At 71.1% G+C, this 18,418-nt stretch carries 17 protein-coding genes and 2 pseudogenes; 7 read left to right on the forward strand and 12 right to left on the reverse strand.

What is annotated here, in order from left to right; all coding sequences use genetic code 11:
* Nucleotides 1–996, forward strand: a complete 996-nt coding sequence (locus tag LADH09A_RS29655) for an ABC transporter ATP-binding protein (RefSeq protein WP_238648967.1) — start codon at nt 1–3, stop codon at nt 994–996.
* Nucleotides 997–1,007: 11 nt separating this feature from the next.
* Nucleotides 1,008–1,733, forward strand: coding sequence for an ABC transporter ATP-binding protein (locus tag LADH09A_RS29660; RefSeq protein ID WP_238648987.1), 726 nt, complete (start codon nt 1,008–1,010; stop codon nt 1,731–1,733).
* 44 nt (nt 1,734–1,777) lie between these two features.
* Here the strand turns inward: LADH09A_RS29660 and LADH09A_RS32165 are convergent.
* Nucleotides 1,778–1,849, reverse strand: a pseudogene (locus LADH09A_RS32165) (GNAT family N-acetyltransferase); the annotation flags it as partial.
* Between the two features lie 160 nt (nt 1,850–2,009).
* On the opposite strand from LADH09A_RS32165, the gene LADH09A_RS29670 reads away from it, so the two are divergent.
* Nucleotides 2,010–2,522: a potassium channel family protein gene (locus LADH09A_RS29670; protein ID WP_238648969.1), complete on the forward strand. Its 513-nt coding sequence runs from the start codon at nt 2,010–2,012 to the stop codon at nt 2,520–2,522.
* Here the strand turns inward: LADH09A_RS29670 and LADH09A_RS29675 are convergent.
* Nucleotides 2,449–4,023 carry an alpha/beta hydrolase gene (locus LADH09A_RS29675; protein WP_238648988.1) on the reverse strand — a complete coding sequence of 525 codons (1,575 nt, stop codon included), beginning with the start codon at nt 4,021–4,023 and terminating at the stop codon, nt 2,449–2,451. The genes LADH09A_RS29670 and LADH09A_RS29675 overlap by 74 nt on opposite strands.
* A 58-nt stretch (nt 4,024–4,081) precedes the next feature.
* Nucleotides 4,082–5,197 carry an ATP-dependent DNA ligase gene (locus LADH09A_RS29680; RefSeq protein WP_238648970.1) on the reverse strand — a complete coding sequence of 372 codons (1,116 nt, stop codon included), beginning with the start codon at nt 5,195–5,197 and terminating at the stop codon, nt 4,082–4,084.
* A gap of 134 nt (nt 5,198–5,331) precedes the next feature.
* On the opposite strand from LADH09A_RS29680, the gene LADH09A_RS29685 reads away from it, so the two are divergent.
* Both LADH09A_RS29685 and LADH09A_RS29690 read left to right on the forward strand, forming a co-directional pair.
* Nucleotides 5,332–5,544 (forward strand): hypothetical protein, encoded by a 213-nt coding sequence (locus LADH09A_RS29685; RefSeq protein WP_238648971.1) that lies wholly within the window; start codon nt 5,332–5,334, stop codon nt 5,542–5,544.
* Between the two features lie 132 nt (nt 5,545–5,676).
* A complete protein-coding gene (locus LADH09A_RS29690) occupies nt 5,677–6,099 on the forward strand; it encodes an SRPBCC family protein (protein WP_238648972.1) in 423 nt (140 codons plus the stop codon).
* Here the strand turns inward: LADH09A_RS29690 and LADH09A_RS29695 are convergent.
* Nucleotides 6,074–6,568, reverse strand: a complete 495-nt coding sequence (locus LADH09A_RS29695) for a GNAT family N-acetyltransferase (protein WP_238648973.1) — start codon at nt 6,566–6,568, stop codon at nt 6,074–6,076. The two genes, LADH09A_RS29690 and LADH09A_RS29695, sit on opposite strands and share 26 nt — an antisense overlap.
* 96 nt (nt 6,569–6,664) lie before the next feature.
* Here LADH09A_RS29695 and LADH09A_RS29700 point away from each other — a divergent pair, with 96 nt between their 5' ends.
* Both LADH09A_RS29700 and LADH09A_RS29705 read left to right on the forward strand, forming a co-directional pair.
* Nucleotides 6,665–7,168: a DUF1990 domain-containing protein gene (locus LADH09A_RS29700; protein ID WP_238648974.1), complete on the forward strand. Its 504-nt coding sequence runs from the start codon at nt 6,665–6,667 to the stop codon at nt 7,166–7,168.
* A gap of 87 nt (nt 7,169–7,255) precedes the next feature.
* Entirely contained in the window at nt 7,256–7,414 is a 159-nt protein-coding gene (locus tag LADH09A_RS29705; RefSeq protein ID WP_238648975.1) for a hypothetical protein, read from the forward strand.
* 66 nt (nt 7,415–7,480) lie between these two features.
* Here LADH09A_RS29705 and LADH09A_RS29710 read toward each other — a convergent pair whose 3' ends face one another.
* The 8 genes and pseudogenes from LADH09A_RS29710 to LADH09A_RS29745 form a co-directional block, all read right to left on the reverse strand.
* Nucleotides 7,481–12,301: an RHS repeat-associated core domain-containing protein gene (locus LADH09A_RS29710; RefSeq protein ID WP_238648976.1), complete on the reverse strand. Its 4,821-nt coding sequence runs from the start codon at nt 12,299–12,301 to the stop codon at nt 7,481–7,483.
* Nucleotides 12,302–12,686: 385 nt separating this feature from the next.
* Nucleotides 12,687–13,607, reverse strand: a complete 921-nt coding sequence (locus LADH09A_RS29715; protein WP_238648977.1) for a DNA-3-methyladenine glycosylase family protein — start codon at nt 13,605–13,607, stop codon at nt 12,687–12,689.
* A 128-nt stretch (nt 13,608–13,735) separates the two neighbouring features.
* Nucleotides 13,736–14,383, reverse strand: coding sequence for a hypothetical protein (locus LADH09A_RS29720; protein ID WP_238648978.1), 648 nt, complete (start codon nt 14,381–14,383; stop codon nt 13,736–13,738).
* A gap of 203 nt (nt 14,384–14,586) precedes the next feature.
* The gene (locus LADH09A_RS29725; protein WP_238648979.1) at nt 14,587–15,363 is read right to left on the reverse strand and encodes an anti-sigma factor family protein; all 777 of its coding nucleotides are present in this window, start codon (nt 15,361–15,363) and stop codon (nt 14,587–14,589) included.
* Complete coding sequence (locus tag LADH09A_RS29730) at nt 15,360–16,052, reverse strand: sigma-70 family RNA polymerase sigma factor (protein WP_179782751.1); 693 nt, start codon at nt 16,050–16,052, stop codon at nt 15,360–15,362. Before LADH09A_RS29730 ends, LADH09A_RS29725 begins: the two co-directional genes overlap by 4 nt.
* A 125-nt stretch (nt 16,053–16,177) precedes the next feature.
* Nucleotides 16,178–17,035 (reverse strand): spermidine synthase, encoded by an 858-nt coding sequence (locus LADH09A_RS29735; RefSeq protein WP_238648980.1) that lies wholly within the window; start codon nt 17,033–17,035, stop codon nt 16,178–16,180.
* 16 nt (nt 17,036–17,051) lie between these two features.
* Nucleotides 17,052–18,011 carry a hypothetical protein gene (locus LADH09A_RS29740; RefSeq protein ID WP_238648981.1) on the reverse strand — a complete coding sequence of 320 codons (960 nt, stop codon included), beginning with the start codon at nt 18,009–18,011 and terminating at the stop codon, nt 17,052–17,054.
* Nucleotides 18,012–18,066: 55 nt separating this feature from the next.
* Nucleotides 18,067–18,418 (reverse strand): annotated as a pseudogene (locus LADH09A_RS29745) (AAA family ATPase); the annotation flags it as partial.

Raw genomic sequence — 18,418 nt, forward strand, 5'->3', positions numbered from 1 at the left:
ATGACCGCTACCGCCCAGACTCCACTGGTGCCGGACCTGGCCGCCCTGCAACAGCGGGCCGCGCTTCGCGCCGCCGAGCGGGCCGGCGGGCAGGACCGCCTGCGCGGGCACATCGTCTGCGACGGCCTGGTGCGCATCTTCAAGACCGAGGGGGTGGAGGTGGTCGCCCTGCAGGGGCTCGACCTGGTCATCGACCGGGGTGAGCTGGTGGCGATCGTCGGTGCCTCCGGCTCGGGCAAGTCGACCCTGCTCAACATCCTCTCCGGCCTGGACACGCCGACCGCCGGCATCGCCCGTGTGGCCGACTACGATCTGCTCTCGCTGTCCGCGAAGCGCCGGCTGAGCTACCGGCGGGAGTTGGTCGGGTTCGTCTGGCAACAGACCGGCCGTAACCTGCTGCCGTATCTGAGCGCGCTGGAGAACGTCGAGCTGCCGATGCAGCTGGCCGGCAAGCTCAGCGGCAAGGCCCGGCGGCAGCGAGCCCGGGAACTGCTCGACATGGTCGGCGTGGGCTACTGCGCCGACCGGCGGCCGGGGCAGCTCAGCGGTGGCGAGCAGCAGCGGTGCGCGGTCGCGGTGGCCGTGGCCAACGATCCGGAGGTGCTCTTCGCCGACGAGCCGACCGGCGAACTGGACGAGGCGACCGGCGCGGAGGTCTTCGCGGCGCTGCGCACCATCAACGCCGAGCTGGGCGTGACCATCGTGGTCGTCACCCACGACCACGCCGTGGCCACGCAGGTCCGCCGGACCGTCGCGATCCGCGACGGTCGGACCGCCTCCGAGGTACGCCGGACCGCCCGGATCGACGCGGACGGCAACACCGAGCTGGTCAGCGAGGAGTACGCGGTGCTGGACCGGAACGGCCGGATGCAGCTGCCGGCCGCGTTCGTCGACGCGCTCGCGCTGAAGGAACGGGTCCGGCTCGACCTGGAGCCGGACCACGTGCAGGTACGGCCCGGTGACCGGGCCTCGGACGAGCAGGGGGCACGGGCATGAGCCGGCAGGACATGGTGGTGACCGGCGCGGCCGGGTTCGGCGGTGTGCCCTCGGCCCACCCCGCCGAGGTGGTCCGGGTCAGTGGCGTCAGCCGGACCTTCGGCCGGGGCGAGCACGCCGTACACGCGGTGCAGGACGTCTCGTTCACGGCCAACCGGGGCGAGTTGGTCGCCATCCGGGGCCGGTCCGGAGCCGGCAAGACCACCCTGCTGAACCTGATCGGCGGGCTGGACCGGCCGGACAGCGGTCAGGTGGTGGTGGCCGGGCACGACGTCACCTCGGCGGGAGAGGCCGAGCTGTTGCGGCTGCGCCGGGGCACCGTCGGGTTCGTGTTCCAGACCTTCGGGCTGGTGCCGATCCTCTCCGCCGCCGAGAACGTCGGAGTGCCGTTGCGGCTGGCGCAGGTGCCCGCCGCGGAGCGCGAGCAGCGGGTCGCGGTGCTGCTGGAGCTGGTCGGCCTCGGTGGGCACGCGGCGCAGCGGCCCTACGAACTCTCCGGTGGGCAGCAGCAGCGGGTCGCGGTGGCGCGTGCGCTGGCCAACGAGCCGGACCTGCTCATCGCCGACGAACCCACCGGTCAGCTCGACTCGGAAACCGCACGTTCCATCATGGACCTGCTGCGCGCGGTGGTGCACGCCCGTGGCATGACGGCCCTGGTGGCGACGCACGACCCGGCCCTGATCGACCTCGCCGACCGGGTGCTCGTGCTGCGCGACGGTCGCCTGGTCGACGGCTGACCCTCCGTGGTCCGTGGGCGCTGCTCCACGGGCCCCGGGGCGGGTCAGAGCGCCAGCTTCATGCCCTCGTGGCTGGCCACGAAGCCGAGGCCCAGATAGAAGCGGTGCGCTTCGCGGGCCCTGCCCAGGACGTCGTCGGCGAGCAGGGCGATGACGGCGGGAAGGTCGGCCCGGACCGCCTCCCGGTAGGTCACGTCGGTCATGCCGGTGAGCCTGGCACAGCGACGTCGACGGATGGGTCGGTGGCGGTTGTCGCCACCGGGCAGCATGAGCGGCATGGAACTCCTGCTGCTGCCGTTCCGGTGGATCTATCGGGCGTTGGTGTGGTTCGCGAACTCACCCCGCACGCTGATCACCTCGTACCTGCTGATGATCGTGGTGGCCGGGGTCATCTACGGGGAGGTCGAGCACCGCAGCCCGGCGGACGCCGTCTGGTGGGCGGTGGTCACCGCCTCGACCGTCGGGTACGGCGACATCTCGCCGACGACCTGGGCGGGTCGTACGCTCGCCGCGCTGCTCATCTCGACCATGGTGCTGCTGGTCATCCCGCTGATCACGGCACACTTCGCGAGCCGGCTCATCGTCGACGACGACGCGTTCGTGCACGAGGAGCAGGAGCAGCTCAAGGCCGACGTGCGCCGGATGCGGGCGCTGCTGGAGGAGATGGCCGCCCGGCAGGGGATCGAGGTGCCACCGCTGCCCCCGATCCAGCCGGTCAGCGGGCCGGGCAGCGCAGGCCCTCGCGCGGCACGGTCAGGTCGAGCAGGTACGCGTCGACCGCGTTGGTGATGCAGGACGTCTGCGGGTAGGCGGTGTGCCCCTCACCCTCCCAGGTGAGCACCCGGCCGACGCCCAGCATCGAGGCGAGCCGCGGCGTCTGCTCGTACGGTGTCGCGGGGTCTCCGGTGGTGCCGACCACCACGATCGGCGGCGCGCCGTTGGCCTTCCCGGTCGGGTAGGGGTCACGCCCGCCGGGCCACTCGACGCAGCTCAACATGCCGACCGCCAGCGCCGGCCCGAACAGCGGGTATTTTCCACGCCACTCCGACTGCAACTGCCGGATCTGCTCCCGGCTCGGCTTCTCCGTCTCGTCGGCGCAGTTGATGGCCAGGTTGGCGTCGAACAGGTTCGAGTAGTGTCCGTCGTCGGCTCGGCCGGCGTACGCGTCGGCGAGCCGGAACACGTCCTTCGGGTCGCCCTCGGCCAGCCGGTCGACCGCCTGGGCCAGCTCCTGCCAACCGGATTCGGTGTAGAGCGAGGAGATGACCGCGTAGAACACCCAGCCGGCGGTGGCATCCCGGCCGTCGGCGCCCCGTGCCGGGGAGACCTTGGCCTTGTCGATGGCCGAGGTGACCGCGGCGCGTGCGTCCGGGGCGATCGGGCAGCGGTCGGCGTTCGCCGTGCACCAGCGGGTGAAGTTGGTGAAGGCCCGCTCGAAGCCGCGGGCCTGGCTCTCCGAACCCTCCACCAGCCGCTGCTGCGGGTCGACCGCGCCGTCGAGCACCAGCGCCCGCACCCGCTGCGGGTAGAGCTGGGCGTACGTGGCGCCGAGCAGGGTGCCGTACGAGTAGCCGAGGTAGGTGAGCTTGTCGTCGCCCACGGCGGCGCGCACCGCGTCCATGTCGCGGGCGGCCTGTTCGGTGCCGTACAGCGGCAACTGGTCGCCGTAGCGGTCGCCGCAGCCACGCCCGATCCGCTGACTCAGGCCGACGAAGCCGTCGAACGCCGACTGGCTCGTCGGGTCGGGGTCGAAGCCGAAGCTGGCGTCCAGGTCGGCGTCGGAGATGCACTTCACCGGGCTGGACCGGGAGACGCCGCGCGGGTCGAAGCCGACGATGTCGAAACGCTCGGTGATCGAGGCGGGCAGCCCGCCGAACTGGGGGCCGAAGGACAGGTAGACGGCGGTGTCGACGCCGGAGCCGCCCGGGCCGCCCGGGTTGACCACCAACGAGCCGACCCGGTCGCGCTGCTTGGTGGACCGGGCCCGCAGCAGGGCGATCTCGAAGGTCTGCCCGGCGCCCGGGCCGGCGCTCGCCCCGGCGCCGGTGCCCCAGTCGCGGGGCACCTGGATGCGTGCGCACTCGTAGCGCATGTCCGGTGCGCCGCGCCCGACCAGTTCGTCGGGCACCTCCGGGCAGGGCCGCCAGTTCGGGGCGCTCCCGGTCGGGGCGGCGGCGGCACCCTCCACCTCGGTGCGCGGCGCGAACGCCGGCAGCGTGCAGCCGGCGGTGAGCAGCGCGGCCGCCACGAAGGCGGCCAGGTGCCGACGGACCCGGCGGGTGGTCACCATCCGGGGCTGAGAGGCGGTGCGGGTCACGTGGTCCTCCGGGATCGAGTCGACGGCCAGGTTACGCCGGACCGCTGGCGGCTCGGTCCACGGTGGCCGTCGGGTCGCCGCGCAGCACCTGGTCCACATCGAAGCGGATCGGGCGGTCGAGCTGGTCGTAGCGGCAGGAGCGGGGGTCGCGGTCCGGGCGCCAGCGGACGAACTGGGCGGTGTGCCGGAACCGCTCGCCCTCCATCGCGTCGTAGCCCACCTCGACCACCAGCTCCGGGCGCACCGGCTCCCACTCCAGGTTCTTCGTGCCGGTCCACCGGCTCACCCCGCCCGGGATGCGTTGGCCGCGTTCGTGGTCGCCGTGCACCCACGGGTGCTCGCCTCCGGTGTCCCGGTAGGGCGCCAGCTCGTCCAGCAGCTCGGCGCGGCGGGCCATGCTGAACGACGCGCTCACGCCCACGTGGTGCAGGACCCCGGAGTCGTCGTAGAGGCCGAGCAGCAGCGAGCCCACCACCGGGCCGGACTTGTGCCAGCGGAACCCGGCCACCACGGCGTCGGCGGTGCGGGCGTGCTTGACCTTGAACATCAGCCGTTTGCCCGGCTCGTACGGCAGGTCGGCCGGCTTGACGATCAGCCCGTCCAGCCCGGCTCCCTCGAACACGTCGAACCAGCGGCGCGCCGTCTCCGGATCGGTGGTGACCTGGGTGACGTGCACCGGCGGTCGCACCCCGGCCAGCGCCTCGACCAACCGCTGCCGGCGGCGCGGGTAGGGCTGGTCGAGCAGCGCCTCGTCGCCGATCGCCAACAGGTCGAACGCGACGAAGTCGGCCGGCGTGGTCTCGGCCAGCATCTTCACCCGCGACGCGGCCGGGTGGACGCGCTGGGCCAGCAGCTCGAAATCCAGCCGCGGCTGGCCGCTCGGCCCGTCGCGCCGGATCACGATCAGCTCGCCGTCGACCGCGCACCGCTCGGGCAGCTGCCGGCGGGCCTGCTCGACCACCTCGGGGAAGTAGCGCGTCATCGACTTGCCGCCCCGGCTGGACAGCTCGACCTCGTCGCCGTCGCGGAACACGATGCACCGGAACCCGTCCCACTTGGGCTCGTAGGTCACCCCGGGGGTGGTGGGCAGCTTGGGCACGCTCTTGGCCAGCATCGGCTCGACCGGCGGGTTGATCGGCAGGTCCACGGCGCCAGTCAATCAGACGGTGCCGACAGTCGTGAGGCAGATCACCGTGAGCACCGGGGTGGCGTGTCCGTCGCTGCGCTGCTCGTCACGACCGACCGAATCGGATAACCGCAGGTCAGAGCTACTTTCGCGGGGTGTCCGAGTGGGTCTGTGACTGCTGCGGGCGGTGGCGGGTGAGCGTCGAGCTGATCCGGGGCCGCTACCGCTACCGGCTGACCCGGCGTTACCCCGAGCGGTTCGGCGGCGGCCGCAACGTGCTCGGCGAGGTCGGTTCGGTGCCGGAGTTGGAGGAGCTGTTGCGCCGGCATACCCCGCTGAGCCTGGCCGACCTGCGCGAGGCGGCCTGATCCCCGCTCGCCGGCCCGTGCGCGGCCCGGCCGATGATCGGCCACCCGGTGGATGCCGGAGTCACGATCAACCCGGCAGCCTCGTCTGCATGCGTGGCAGGCGCCGGATGGCGCCGCCGGGAGGGGGACGTGATGCGGTTCGAGGCAGACACGGAGATCGCCGCCGACGTCGAGCAGGTGTGGGCGGTGCTGGTCGACGTGCCGCGCTGGCCGGAGTGGACGGCCTCGGTGTCGCGGGCCGAACGGGGGGAGCCGGGGCCGCTCGCCGTCGGCGCGACGGCCCGGTTGACCCAGCCGAAGCTGCGGCCGGCGGTGTGGCGGGTCACCGAGCTGACCGAGGGCCGGGATTTCGCCTGGGTCTCGCACACCCCGGGGGTACGCACCCGCGGCGAGCACCGACTGCTGCCGCTGCCCGACGGGCGCACCCGGGTCGAGCTGGCCATCGCCCAGTCCGGGCCGCTGGCCGGCGTGATCGGTTGGCTCTACGGCGACCTGCTCCGGCGCTACCTGCGTCTGGAGGCCGACGGGCTCAGGCGTCGGAGCGAGCAGGGCTGACCGCCGGCTTCTCCAGCACCGCCAACCGGATGCCGTTCGGGTCCGGCCGGTGCGCCACGATCCGGTAGCCGTGCCGCTCGTACAGCCGCAGGTTGCGCGCGCTGTCCCCGCCGGTGAAGAGGGTGAACAGGGCCACCCGGCCGGCGCAGGCCACCTCGATCGCGGTGAGCAGCCGCGCGCCGACCCCCTGACCCTGCTGGTCCGGGGCCACCGAGAGGCGCCCGACGTGCGCGGTGTCCCCGGCCAGGTGGGCTCTCACAGAGCCGACCAGTCGGGGCCCCAGCCGGGCCGCGAGAACGATGCCCGGGCCGGTCAACGCCGCCCGGACCTCGTTCAGGGTCTCGGTCAGCGGCGGCAGGAACGGGTCACCGTAGTGCTGTGCCTCGGTCAGGTACGCGGCCCGCTGCACGGTGAGGATCTCGCCGGCGTCCGCGACACCGGCCGGGACGATGCTCGCCTCGACGCTCATCGGGGCAGCACACCACGACCGCCGGTGTCGTCGTCGCGCGGCCCCACCCACGGCGGCCGTACGCTGGCCCGTGTCCAGCCGAGACGAGGGGGAGTGGTGGCCGAGCTGACGTACCCGGAGGTGGGGCGGACCCGGCACGGGCCGCTGCCCGGCGGCTACCACCACCTGCGCCACCGGTACCCGTTGCCGGCGGGCTGCTTCGACACGGCGGCCGAGGCGGTGCTGAGCTGGCGGCTGCACCGCGCCGCCGGGGTCCGGATGCGCACCACCGCCGCACGCGCCACCGAGGGGGTGCTGGTCAGTGCTGGCCTGGGCCTCGGCCCGGCCCGTGTCTGGGGGCCGTGTCGGGTGATCTGGAGCGAGGAGTCGACGACCCTCGCGGGCTTCGGCTACGGAAGCCTGACCGGGCATCCGGAGCGGGGCGAGGAGGCGTTCGTGGTCGGCCGCGAGGCCGACGGCACGGTCTGGTTCGAGGTACGCGCGTTCAGCCTCCCGGCCCGCTGGTTCACCCGTGCCGGCGGCCCGGCTGTCCGGGCGGTGCAGCACACGTACGCCTGGTGGCTCGGTCGTACCCTGCGCCGGCTCTGCGCGAGCCCCTGACGCACGGTTGCGCGCCGGTTGCGCTGCGGTGGTGTGAGAACCGAGGAGGCGGGGTAGAAGATGGCCAGCGTCCACTGAGGAGGATCAATGAGAGAGCTGTTGGCATCCGACCTGTCCCTCGCGGCGACTGACCTGCTGGCGGACAAGAAGACGCCGGTCTCCGGATCGGTCACGGCGATCGGCGTCGTCATCTTCCTCCTCCTGGCCGTCTTCCTCGGCTACATCATGCTCAAGCGGCGGCGCTGAGACGAGCGGCGGAGGGCCCGGACGTTCCGGACCCTCCGCCGAGTTTCACCTGACCGAACCCGATGCTCAGAACTGGTGCTGCATACCCAGACTGCAGCCGGCACCGGTGCTGGCGGCATAACCGTAGGTGTCGTTACCCTCCAGGTCCTCGCTCACCGATCCCCCTACCGGCCCCGCCGCGCAGGAGCCGCTGGCGCCCATGCCCTCCTGCAGCGAGCCCGGTTGAGCGGTGTAGTTGACGCCCGGCCCCGTGCCGATGCCCACGCCGTAGCTGAAGTTGAACCCACTGTTGCCCTGGTCGTCACTGGCGTAACCGACCGAGAGGCAGACGGCGAAGCAGAACTCCAGAGCCGCCGATTCGGTCAGCAGGCCTGATGGGTCCGCGTTGTTGGCCGGGTCGGCGCTGGCATAGGTGTACGGAAGATCCTTGCCACTCGGATCGCGCTGGGTGAACCGGCCCAGCCCCGGGTCGTAGTAACGGGCGCCGAACTTGGTGAGCCCGGTGGAGCCGTCGTAGTGGCCCGAGACGTAGCGCCACGGGTTGGCGATCTGCTGACTGGCGGACAGCTGGACGCCGTACGGGTCGTAGCTGTAGGAGTTGACCTTGGTGGCGGAGCTGTTCACCAGGCCGACGACCGAGCCGAGCCCGTCGACCAGGTAGTAGTAGCGTGCGCCGTTCGTCCGCAGGCTGATCAGCCCGCCGGTGTTGTCGCGGGTGTAGTGGTGGGTGGTGCCCGCCGCGGGGTTGACCGAGTCGGCACCGACCGGAACGGCCGCGCCGGCCGGGGAGGTCACCGAGTTGACGCCCAGTGCCGAGCTGCTGAACGAGGTGGTGCCCGCCGTCCGCCGCTCGTTCTGGGAGATGCCGCCGTAGGTCATCGGGCTCAGTGGCGTTCCGCCCGGCTTGGTGATCGACGTGCTCTGGTCCATCGTGTTGTACGAGAGCGCCCACCCGGACGAGGTGCTCGTCAGGTTGCCGTTGTTGTCGTACGAGTAGCTGGTCGAGCCGGCGTCGGTGAGCTGGTGGGCGTTGTTGTAGGAGTAGGACGTGGTGCTGCCGTTCTCCGTCTTCGACGTGCGGTTGTAGTTGCTGTCGTAGTCGTAGCTACGGGCGAACGACCCCGGCCCGCTGGCGCTCTTCAACCGGTTGAGCTTGTCGTAGGCGTAGCTGGTGGTGCCGGAGGAGTCGGTCGACGTCTGCTTCAGCGTGGTGTCGACGCCGGCCTTGGTGTAGTCGTAGGTGAAGGTCGACAGTTTCGCCGAGGTGGAGTCGTTGGTGGCGACGATGGAGGTCTGGCGACCTGCCTTGTCGTACTTCATCTCCACGGTGATCTGCGGCGTCGTCGGCAGGTACATGAACCGGCGGCGGTTGTTGTCGTCGTAGGAGAACGTGACGGCCTTCGGCGCGCCGGGCTCCTGCACCGACTTGAGCAGGTTCACCTGGTCGTAGGTGTACGTCACCGTGCCGCCCGAGTCGACGAACGTGGTGAGGTTCCCGTTGCGGTCGTAGCCGTACGTGATCGTGCCGGCCCCGGGGGACGTCTTGCCGGTGGGGCGACCGAACCCGTCGTAGGTCAGCACGGTGAGGCCGCTGGGGTCGATGATCTCCTTCAGGTTGCCGTCGGCGTCGTAGGTGTACTGCACCGTCTTGCCGTCCTGGAAGGTGATCTTCTTGACCCGGTCGAGATTGTCGTAGTCGTAGACGTTCTTCTGTCCCTTGCCGTCGGTCTCCTCCCGCATCCGGGACAGCGTGTCGGGAACGATGGTGACGTCCCCCAGCGGAGCGGGGTTGTCGACCTTGGTCAGGTTGCCCTTGGCGTCGTAGGTGTAGTTGGTGCGGACGTCCTTGGCGTCCTCGCGCCAGTTGACGGTGCCGTTGTCGTTGTAGTCCAGCTCGTCGATCTTCTGCCCCGGGTACTGCGAACTCTCGGTCGCGGTCTTGTTGCCGGCCGCGTCGTACGAGAAGGCCAGGGTGTTGCCCTGGGCGTCCGCCCCACCACTGGGCGAGTAGGGGTGCGAGGTGTTGCTGTAACTCATGGTGGACTTGGCGCCGGTGGCGATGCCGGCCGACGTCATGTTGTTGGTGTTCGGGTCGTACTCGAAGGTGGTGGTGTTGGTCAGGGAGTCGGTCAACGTCTCGACGTTGTCGTTGGCGTTGTACTTCTTCGACCGCCCGTGGCCGAGCGCGTCGGTGACCTTGGTGATGCGGTCCCGGGTCTCGTACGTGTGGGTGGTGATCCCGTCGGAGGTGTCCGAGGTGACGTGGCCGTTGGGGCTGGTCACCTTCGTCGTGCCCGCCGAGTAGGTGAAGACGTACCGGGCCTCCGCGGGAGTGCCGCCCGGGTTGACCTGCTCGTAGTAGTCCAGCATCCGCGACGAGTCGGGCTCGTAGCCCAGGTTGGTGACCCGACCACCCGGCGTAGTGATCTTGGACAGGCGGTCGGCGTTGTACTCGAAGTGGCTCACGCCGCCGGCGGCGTCGGTGACCGTCTCCAGGTCCTTGGCGGAGTTGTAGGTGAACAGAACCTGCCGGCCCGTCGGGTCGGACACCGAGGTCAGCCGGTCATTCGTGTAGGCCAGCCGGACGACCCGGCTCTGGGTGTCGGTGATCGTGTCGACGTTGCCGGACGCGTTGTACCCGAAGGTGATCTTGTTGTCGTTCTTGTCCTGGGTACGCAGCAGCCGGCCGGTGGAGTCGGCGAAGTAGAAGCTGCCCTCGCTCTTGTCGAACTTCAGCCGGAACTCGCCGGTCGAGGTGTTGCGGGTCAGCTTCGCGTCCAGGCTCGGCGGGGTACGCCAGCTGTTGGCCGCGGAGTTGATGAACTTCGCGGTGAACCCGCTCGGCGCCTGGTAGGTGACGTCCGACGTGGAGTGGTCGGACGAGGAGAACGTCAGCTTGACGTCCTGGGCGGTGCCCAGGCTCCAGCCCTTGCCGAGGCTGGACACCCTGGTGGACCGGGAGTTGTAGTAACGGTCCACCATCAGATCCGTGCCGGTGCCGTGGATCTGGAGGTCGGTGGCCTTGAGCAGGAGGTTGCCGTTGGCGACGTTGACGCGCAGTTGCAGCTTGTCGGTCAGGTTCTGGTCCTGGAAGGAGAACCGACCCTGGTCGCCGACGGGTGACCCGTCGGAGGTGGTCATGAAGCGCCAGCCGGACCACGGGCCGGCGAGGCTGCCGTCGTGGCCACGGGCCCGCCACCGGTAGGTGGTGTTCGCGTCCAGCTTGCCCGACGGCACGGCCCAGTTCGACTCGCTGCCGTTGGCGACGGTCGACCCGGACCCCGACGTCTTGAGCGTGGCGCCGGTCCGGTCGTAGACCTCGTAGTCGACCCGGCCGGTGCCGCCGTCCGGGTCGCTGAAGACACCGCGCATGGTCGGCGTCCGGGTCTCCGTCTCGGCCGCGTCACCCGGCTGCAACTTCAGCGGGTCCAGCGCGTTCGGGTAGCTGTTGTAGTTCACCACCGCGTAGGGCTGCTGGCCCTGCTGCTCCGGCTCGGACGGCTGGCTGGAGCGGAACTGCTTGAAGCCGATGCTGTTCACCGAGGTCTCGTCGGTGGCCCGCAGACCCATGGGCGACGTCGACTTGCCGGCTCCCACGGCCCGCTGGAGGAACGAGGTGCCGCTGACCGACACCCAGCCGTCGGCGCAGGACGAGTTGTGTCCCTTCGTCGCGGTGCTGGTCACCTCGCGGTTGCGCCACGCCGGCTGGTTGCCCCACCGGCTGTTGGCGTTCGCCGCGTCGGTCGTCCACATCTCCCACTGCGCGGCGGTGCAGGACTGCGAGAACCAGTTGTAGAAGTAGAAGGTGCCGGAGAGGACCTGCCGGCCCACCAGCGGCGCGGTGTTCCAGTGGATGAACGAGCGGGCGACGTTGCCGCTGGTCAGGCCGATCTGGAGGTCGTTCGAGCCGGAGCGGCCGACGGTGTCGTTCTCCCGCACGTAGGTGTCGAAGCTGACGCCCAACGGGTTGATCTGCGGGTCCACCGTCACCGGGTAGACCGTCGCCGGGTCGGTGAAGAACGACCTGTCCGGCGCGAGGGTCAGATCCGTCACGCCAGCGCTACGGCTGGTCTGCCGGGTGGGGATCCGGATCTGCCGCTTGGGGCTGCCGGTGGTCGGGTCGATCGCCGAGTCCCACATCTCCGGGGTCGGGAGCGTCCCCACCGTCGTGCCGGCGGCGTCGACGAAGAGCAGACCACCGTTGCCGTCGGCCTTGGTCGTCAGCCCGGTGGCCCGCACCGGCAGTTGCAGTTCGGCGACGTGCTCCGCCGCGGCCGGGCTCTTCACGATGAAGAACTGCTCCACCGAGGTGCGGGTCGCCTCGACCACCAGGTCGACACCCGGGCGTACCTCCTGGTAGACGGCCCGGTTGCCGGTCAGCACCGGCTTCGGCAGTTTGCCGTTCCACCCGATGCTGACGTTCTTGCCGCCGACCACGATGCTGAGCACGTCGTGCTCGCCCGCCTCCACCGGGCCGGAGAGGCGTAGACCCGCCGGATGGGCCACCGGTGCGACCGAACCGTCCGCCCCCGCGCGCATGGTGAGGTCGATGGGGATCAGCGCGCCCTTGGCGTCGCGCATCCGCACCGGTCCGGCGTGGATCTTGGCCGTCCAGGTGCCGTCGGGGTTGGCGAAGACGTCGGTGGTCTCCGAACGACCAGCCAGATTCTCCACCGCCGTGCCGCAGGCGCGAGCCGTGGCCATCGCCGCTGCTTCGTCCATCTGCTGCGTCCCGCAGTTCACCGCGGCGCTCGGCGCGTTCGGCGGTGCGGCCTGGGCCGGCGTGGCCAGGGTGGGCAGCGTGGCGGCGGCAAGGGCCGACACCGCGACGGCGCTCAATTTCTTTTTCCAACCGCTGTGCAATTTGTTGAAAAGGGCATGACTCATCCGCGAACCTCCAGCTCGCCGTGAAAAATGGATGGTCAAAACCTTAGGTAGCTCCACATAGAACAGTCAAGCATTAACTGTGGGTAGTTGTCGTATGGCAATAAATCAGACGTAAGCCGACATCGATTTGTTGTCAATGCATTTCTATGGGCGCGCCAGGCCCCTGGAGGTGCGCGAACGATCGCAACAACGGGGTACGGAAAGGGCGGATCGCCCCGTGTCGGCGACAAACGGCCGAATGGTAGATCAACCGGGGGTCATCGTTTTCGTGCGTGCCTTATCCGGCGTCGGCGTCCTTTACGCCCAGTGCGGCGCTGAGCGGTGTCCTTTACGTCCGGCGCGGCGCTGTGCGGTGTCCTTTACGCCCGCCGCGGCGTTGTGCGGGTCAGTACCCGGCGAACGAGCGGATCGGCGCGCGCGGGCCGTACTTCGGCGCGCGCAGACCGGCGGCCTCCAACAGCAGGCACACCCGCCCCCGGTGACCCCGGAACGGCTCCAGCAGCGCCAACATCCGGGCGTCGTCGCCCCGCGGCTCGCCGGCGAGAGCCCAGGCGACCGTGTTCGGGATGTGGAAGTCGCCGACGCTGACCGCGTCCGGGTCCCCGTACGCGATCCGGACCACCTCGGCGGCCGTCCACGGACCGATGCCCGCGATGGCGGTCAGCCGGCGGGTCGCGTCGGTGGCGTCGGCGCTGCGCTCCAACCGGTCGGCGAGCGCTGCGGCGCGACGCAGCGTGTCGGCTCGGCGCTGCTCGACCCCGAACGGGTGGAACACCCAGTACGGGGTGGCGGCCACCGCGGCGGCCTCGGGTGGCAGGAGCAGCGGCTGAAGCGGGCCGGGGGCCGGCTCCCGGAAGTGCCGCACGGTCGCCGCGTACGCCCGGTACGCCTCCTTGCCGGTGACCTTCTGCTCGAAGACCGCGCGCAGCAGCCGAGGGAAGACCTGCCCGGTCGCCGGCATCCGGAGCCCTCGGTGCTCCCGGGCCAGCCGGGCGACCAGCGGATGTGCCGCGGCCAACTCGGCGAAGCCGGTCAGGTCGTCGCGCAGCCCGGCGATCGCGTCGGCGCGACCCAGGACGTGCTCGGCGCCCGGACCGTAACCCTCCGCCAGCAACTCCCCGCCGGCGGCGCGCAGTGCCAGGGTGGCGGGGCCGTCCGGGGTGCGGGTGGCCCACCAGAAGGTGCCGGCGGCGATACGTGCGCACGGGTCGTACGGGCTGAAGGTGAGCGCGCGCACCGAGGCAGCCAGCCGATAGCCGACCGGGGGACGCAACACCCTGGTCGCGGCGGGTTCAGTCTCGGTCACGCCGCCAACTCTGCCACGAACGGGCGGGACGTCGGCACCACCGGTGTGCCGACGTCCCGCGTACAACCGGTGGCCGGTCGCGCCCTCCCCGGCGACGACCGACCACCGCGTCCTCGTGGTGTACCGGTTCAGTACGAGTAGCCCGAGCCCCCGGCGTCGTTCGCGCCGCTCGCCGCCGGCGGTGCGACCGCCTTCGGCGTGGAGGTGGGCAGGCAGCTGAGGTTCTTCTTGCCGTCCGGCTGGACCACGAACCAGGTGCCACCAACAGCCTGGCCCTTCCACTGGCCGGGCTTCTTGTCGCCGATGTAGCGGTACACGGGCCAGCCGCCGACGGTCAGCTGACGGGTGCCGTCCTGGCGGGTCACGCTGCTGACCTTGTCGTCGGAGACGCCGGTGAGCTGCGGGTTGCCGTCGGTCAGCGCCGGGGGCCACACCTCGGCGCACTTGTCGACGCAGTTCGACGACGGCGGGTCGGCGGTGTCCTTGTCGAAGCGGTACAGGATCCAACCGTCCTGGTCGGTGACCACCTTGCCCATCCGGGCGACGCTCTTGCCGACCAACTTCTCGGTCAGGTCGACGTTCGCGGGCGGCGCGTCGGCGGCGGGCGCCTCCGCGGACGCCGACGCCTCGGGTTCAACCGACGCGGTGGGCTCGGCCGCGGCGACGGCGACCGGCTCGGCCGCGCTCGAGTTCGCCCCGTCGTAACCTGCGGGAGCGCAGGCCGTTAGTGCGACCATCGCGCTCGCGACGATGACGGTCCGCTTCATCTGTGCCACGTGCCCTCCTCATTCTTGGCAGTTCACCCATAGGTACGGGAAGTGGGCTGTCAAGGTTGAAGAAGTAACAGTGGTCAATTTCACGTTCTTTGATTGAACCGTTCGGGGCGGCGCTGCGTACGCCCCCGCAGGAGAAAGGTCTCCACAACGACGGATCGGCGCCGGCCATTGTGACAATGACCGGCGCCGAAACGTCCGCGAGACTACATGGGCACCGTGACCAGCGGACTCGCCACACCATTGGCGTCGACCGACTGCACCTGGAGTTGTTTGATGTCACTCACCAGGGCAGACGTCGAAGCGCTCAACTCAAGCCCCTGCGGGCGGGTGTTGGTGCCGTAGCCACCCTCCGGCACCGACCAGGTCGAGATCACCTCGGGGTCGGCGTTCTTGCGCACCACCACCAGCCGGCAGACGCGCGGGCCGGGCAGCTTGCGCAGGCTGAAATTGATCCGGGTGCCGTATTCCCGCTTGACCAGGAACACCGTCGTCTGCACGCCCGTGGTCGGGTCGGTCGCGTCGACCTGGTCGCCCTCCTCCTCCGTGCCACCCACACCCGGGCCGCTCGGCGGAGCAGTCGGCCCGCTGGTCTGCGGGTCGATCGGTGCGTTCGACGTCGGACCGGCGACCGGAGTCGACCCGCTGTCCGTCACGCTGACGAACCCGTACCCGCTCAGCCCGCCGAAGACCACCACCGCGGCGGCGGTCGCCAACATCTGCCGGAACCGGGTACGGCGACGGTCGGTCCGCACCGCGCCCAGCGTCCGGTTCAGCAGCGCCGGATCGGTCGCCGTCTGCTCCAGCGCCATCATCGTCTCGCCGTCGATGTCGGAGAGCAGCCCGACCACCGGCACCATCGTCTCCAACTCCGCCGCACACGCCCAGCAGGTCGCGAGATGCTCCTCGAACCGCTCGGTATCCTGCTCGTCGAGCACACCGAGCGCGTACGCCGCGACGTCCATGTGGTCCGGCCGGCTCATTCTGTCACCCCCCGCTCCTGCAGAGCCGTGCGCAGCGCGCGCAGCGCGTAGTAGACCCTCGACTTGGCGGTGCCGAGCGGTAGCCCCAGCTCCTCGGCGGCCTCCGGCACCGTCCGCCCCCGGAAGTACGTCGAGATGAGAATTTCCCGGTGCGACTGACTGAGAGTACGCAGCGCGTCCGCCACCGTCATGGTGCGCAACACCCGGTCGGTGCTGTCCGCCTCGGCGAACGCGGTGAGGTCCCGGTCGTACGTCTCCGGGGGCCGGGCCTCCTGGCTGCGGTGCTCGTCGATGGCGATCCGGCGGGCCACCGTGACCAGCCAGGGTCGCAGCGAGCCCTGCCCCTGCGTGCCGAGGCGGTGCGCGTTGCGCCAGGCCCGCAGCAGCGTCTCCTGGACGATGTCCTCCGCACGCTGGCGGTCCCCCCCGGTGAGACGCATGACGAACATCAGCAACGGACCGGCGTGCTCGGCGTAGAGCAAGCGGATCAACTGGTCGGAGTGGCTCGCCTCGGTTGACGTCGCCTGATGGCGCCCGGGCGCCGGTCGCGGCGTCACCGGACCATTCTGGCGAGACGTCGCGTGCGCGTCGACCCCTCGGGCAGAGGGGGTCGGCCGCGACGAGGACCGCGCCGACAACCAGTCCGCGCGTACCGCGTCGCCATGCCAACCGGCCGCCACCGCATGCATGCAGACCTCCGGGATGTCCGTCACCAACGCCGGCCCACGAGGTGGGCCGCCCGGTGGTACGCGCCACCGCCCCGAACGGATCAACAAACCGCGAAAAAAGTTTCGCGCCGCTGCCCGGGTGGTGGTCAGCGGCGGACCGAGAACAGCCCTGGAGGCGGGGGATCGGAGCCCGTCGCGTCGGCGTCCCGGACGATCGGGGAACCACCGGCGAAGCGGTCCAGGTCGTCGCCGGCCACCACCCGACCCGGGAACCAGTCACCGGCGGCGCGTCGGGTCAGCTCCGGCACCGGCGGGGTGACCCGCCCGGCGACCAGCACCAGATTGCCGTACCGGCGGCCACGCAGCACCGCCGCGTCCCCCACCAGGCAGGCCTGCGGCAGCACCGATCGGACCGTGGCGACCTGCGCGCGGGCGTGCCGCAGCGGTGGGCCGTCGGCCAGGTTCGCCAGATACCACCCCGCGGGGCGGAGCACCCGGGCCACCTCCGCCGCGTACTCCACGGAGGTCAGATGAGCCGGGGTGCGGGCACCGGCGAACACGTCGGCGACCACCACGTCGTAGCTGGCGTCGCGGGTGGAGGTCAACACCGCCCGCGCGTCCTCCACCCGGACCCGCAGCCGGGCGTCCGACGGCCACGGCAACGCCCGTCGCACCAGCTCCACCAACGCGCCGTCCACCTCGGACACCCGCTGCGTCGACCCGGCCCGGGTGGCGGAGACGTACCGGGGCAGGGTCAGGGCCCCACCGCCCAGATGCAGCACCCGCAACGGCTCACCGGCCGGCGCGATCAGATCCACGGCGGCGGCCAGCCGTCGCACGTACTCGAATTCCAGGTGGGTGGGGTCGGTCAGGTCGACATGCGACTGCGGCGCGCCGTCCAGTAGCAGCGTCCACGAGCCCGCCCGGTCCGGGTCCGGAACGAGTTCGGCCTGCCCGGTGTCCACCTGCTCGACCACCCGGTCAGCCGCCCGTTTACGTCCCATCGTGACCCGTGCCCGTCTACCGCGCGGCGCGCGCCGCGGCGGTCAACGCGCGGTGCAACAGTCGGGAATCACCGAGCAGGGCACGCAGTCGGCGCTCCAGACCGGCGATCGGAACCAGATTCTGTGGGGCGCGCGGATCCTTGTACGGGGTGGAGGCGAAACGCGGCAGGGTGACCAGCGACAGGTCGGCCAGCTCGATCGCCGCCTCGACGGGCAGCTCGGCCGAGCACTCCACCCGGACGATGCCCGCCCACGGCGCACCGACCGCCACCGGCAACCGCAGATACCACGACCAGCCACCCCAGGCGGTGCCGAGCCGGAACACCGGCGACCGCTCACCCGACGCCAGACCGGTCACCACAGCGGTCAGCCGGGCATCCAGGTACTGGCTGTGCTGGGTCTTGATGTAACCCAGGGTGCGCGGCAACTGCCGGCGACTCCGCAACGGGCCGTCCACCACCAGCAGGTCACCGTCGACCCGGGCCGCGTCGGACACCGCCACCTCCAGCGCGGTCAGCGGGCCCTGCACCGCGGCCGGCAACTTCGCCAGCTCACCGGTGCCACCGACCCGGTGCACCGGGTACCGGATCGCACCCGCCACCACGTCCTGCGCCGACGGGCTCGCGGTGAACAGACCCCGCGCGACCCGGGTGCCGGCCAACTGCGCCGCGCCCCGGCCCAGGTCGCACCGGACCACCCCGGCCGCGTACGAGGCGGCCAACCCGGGAAACGACCCGCCGTCGGTCTCGGCCGTCCAGATGCTCGCGTCGATGCGGCGCACCCCGTCGACCAGCAGCACCACGTCGGGCGCCCGGACCCCCGACCGCACCCCGATCGCCCGCCAGTCGACAGCGGGCACCTCCGCGTCCGCGTCGACCTGCGCGCTGCTCGGCGCGGCCGGCCCGGCAGCGGACGCCTCGAACGACGCCCCGTACGCCGGATCCCACGAGTCGACGAAGAACGCGGCGTCGCTCACCGGCCCTGCCTTCCGTTCGCGACTGCGGGGCTCCGCTGCGCTGCACTCCTCGCGCTCACCGGCCCGTCCGCTCTACGCGCGCCGAACGCGCATCCTTGCGCACCTCGAACCGGACCGGGATGCGTTCGGCCAGCGCCGGCACGTGGGTGACCACGCCGACCATCCGGTCGCCCCGGGCGGCCAGGTTCTCCAGGGTGGCGGCCACCGTGTCCAGGGTGGCCGCGTCCAGCGTGCCGAAGCCCTCGTCCAGGACGATCGACTCCAGGCTGGCCGCCGTGGTCGACATCCCGGCAAGCTGCTCCAACATCGCCAGGCCCAGCTCCAGCCACCCCTGGCACTTCCCACCACCCGAGATGCTGCCAACGACCCCGCCCAGCCCCCCCCCCCCGCCGCCCACCCCGACGATC

Source organism: Micromonospora cabrerizensis (assembly GCF_022230955.1).
Taxonomy (GTDB): Bacteria; Actinomycetota; Actinomycetes; order Mycobacteriales; family Micromonosporaceae; genus Micromonospora; species Micromonospora cabrerizensis.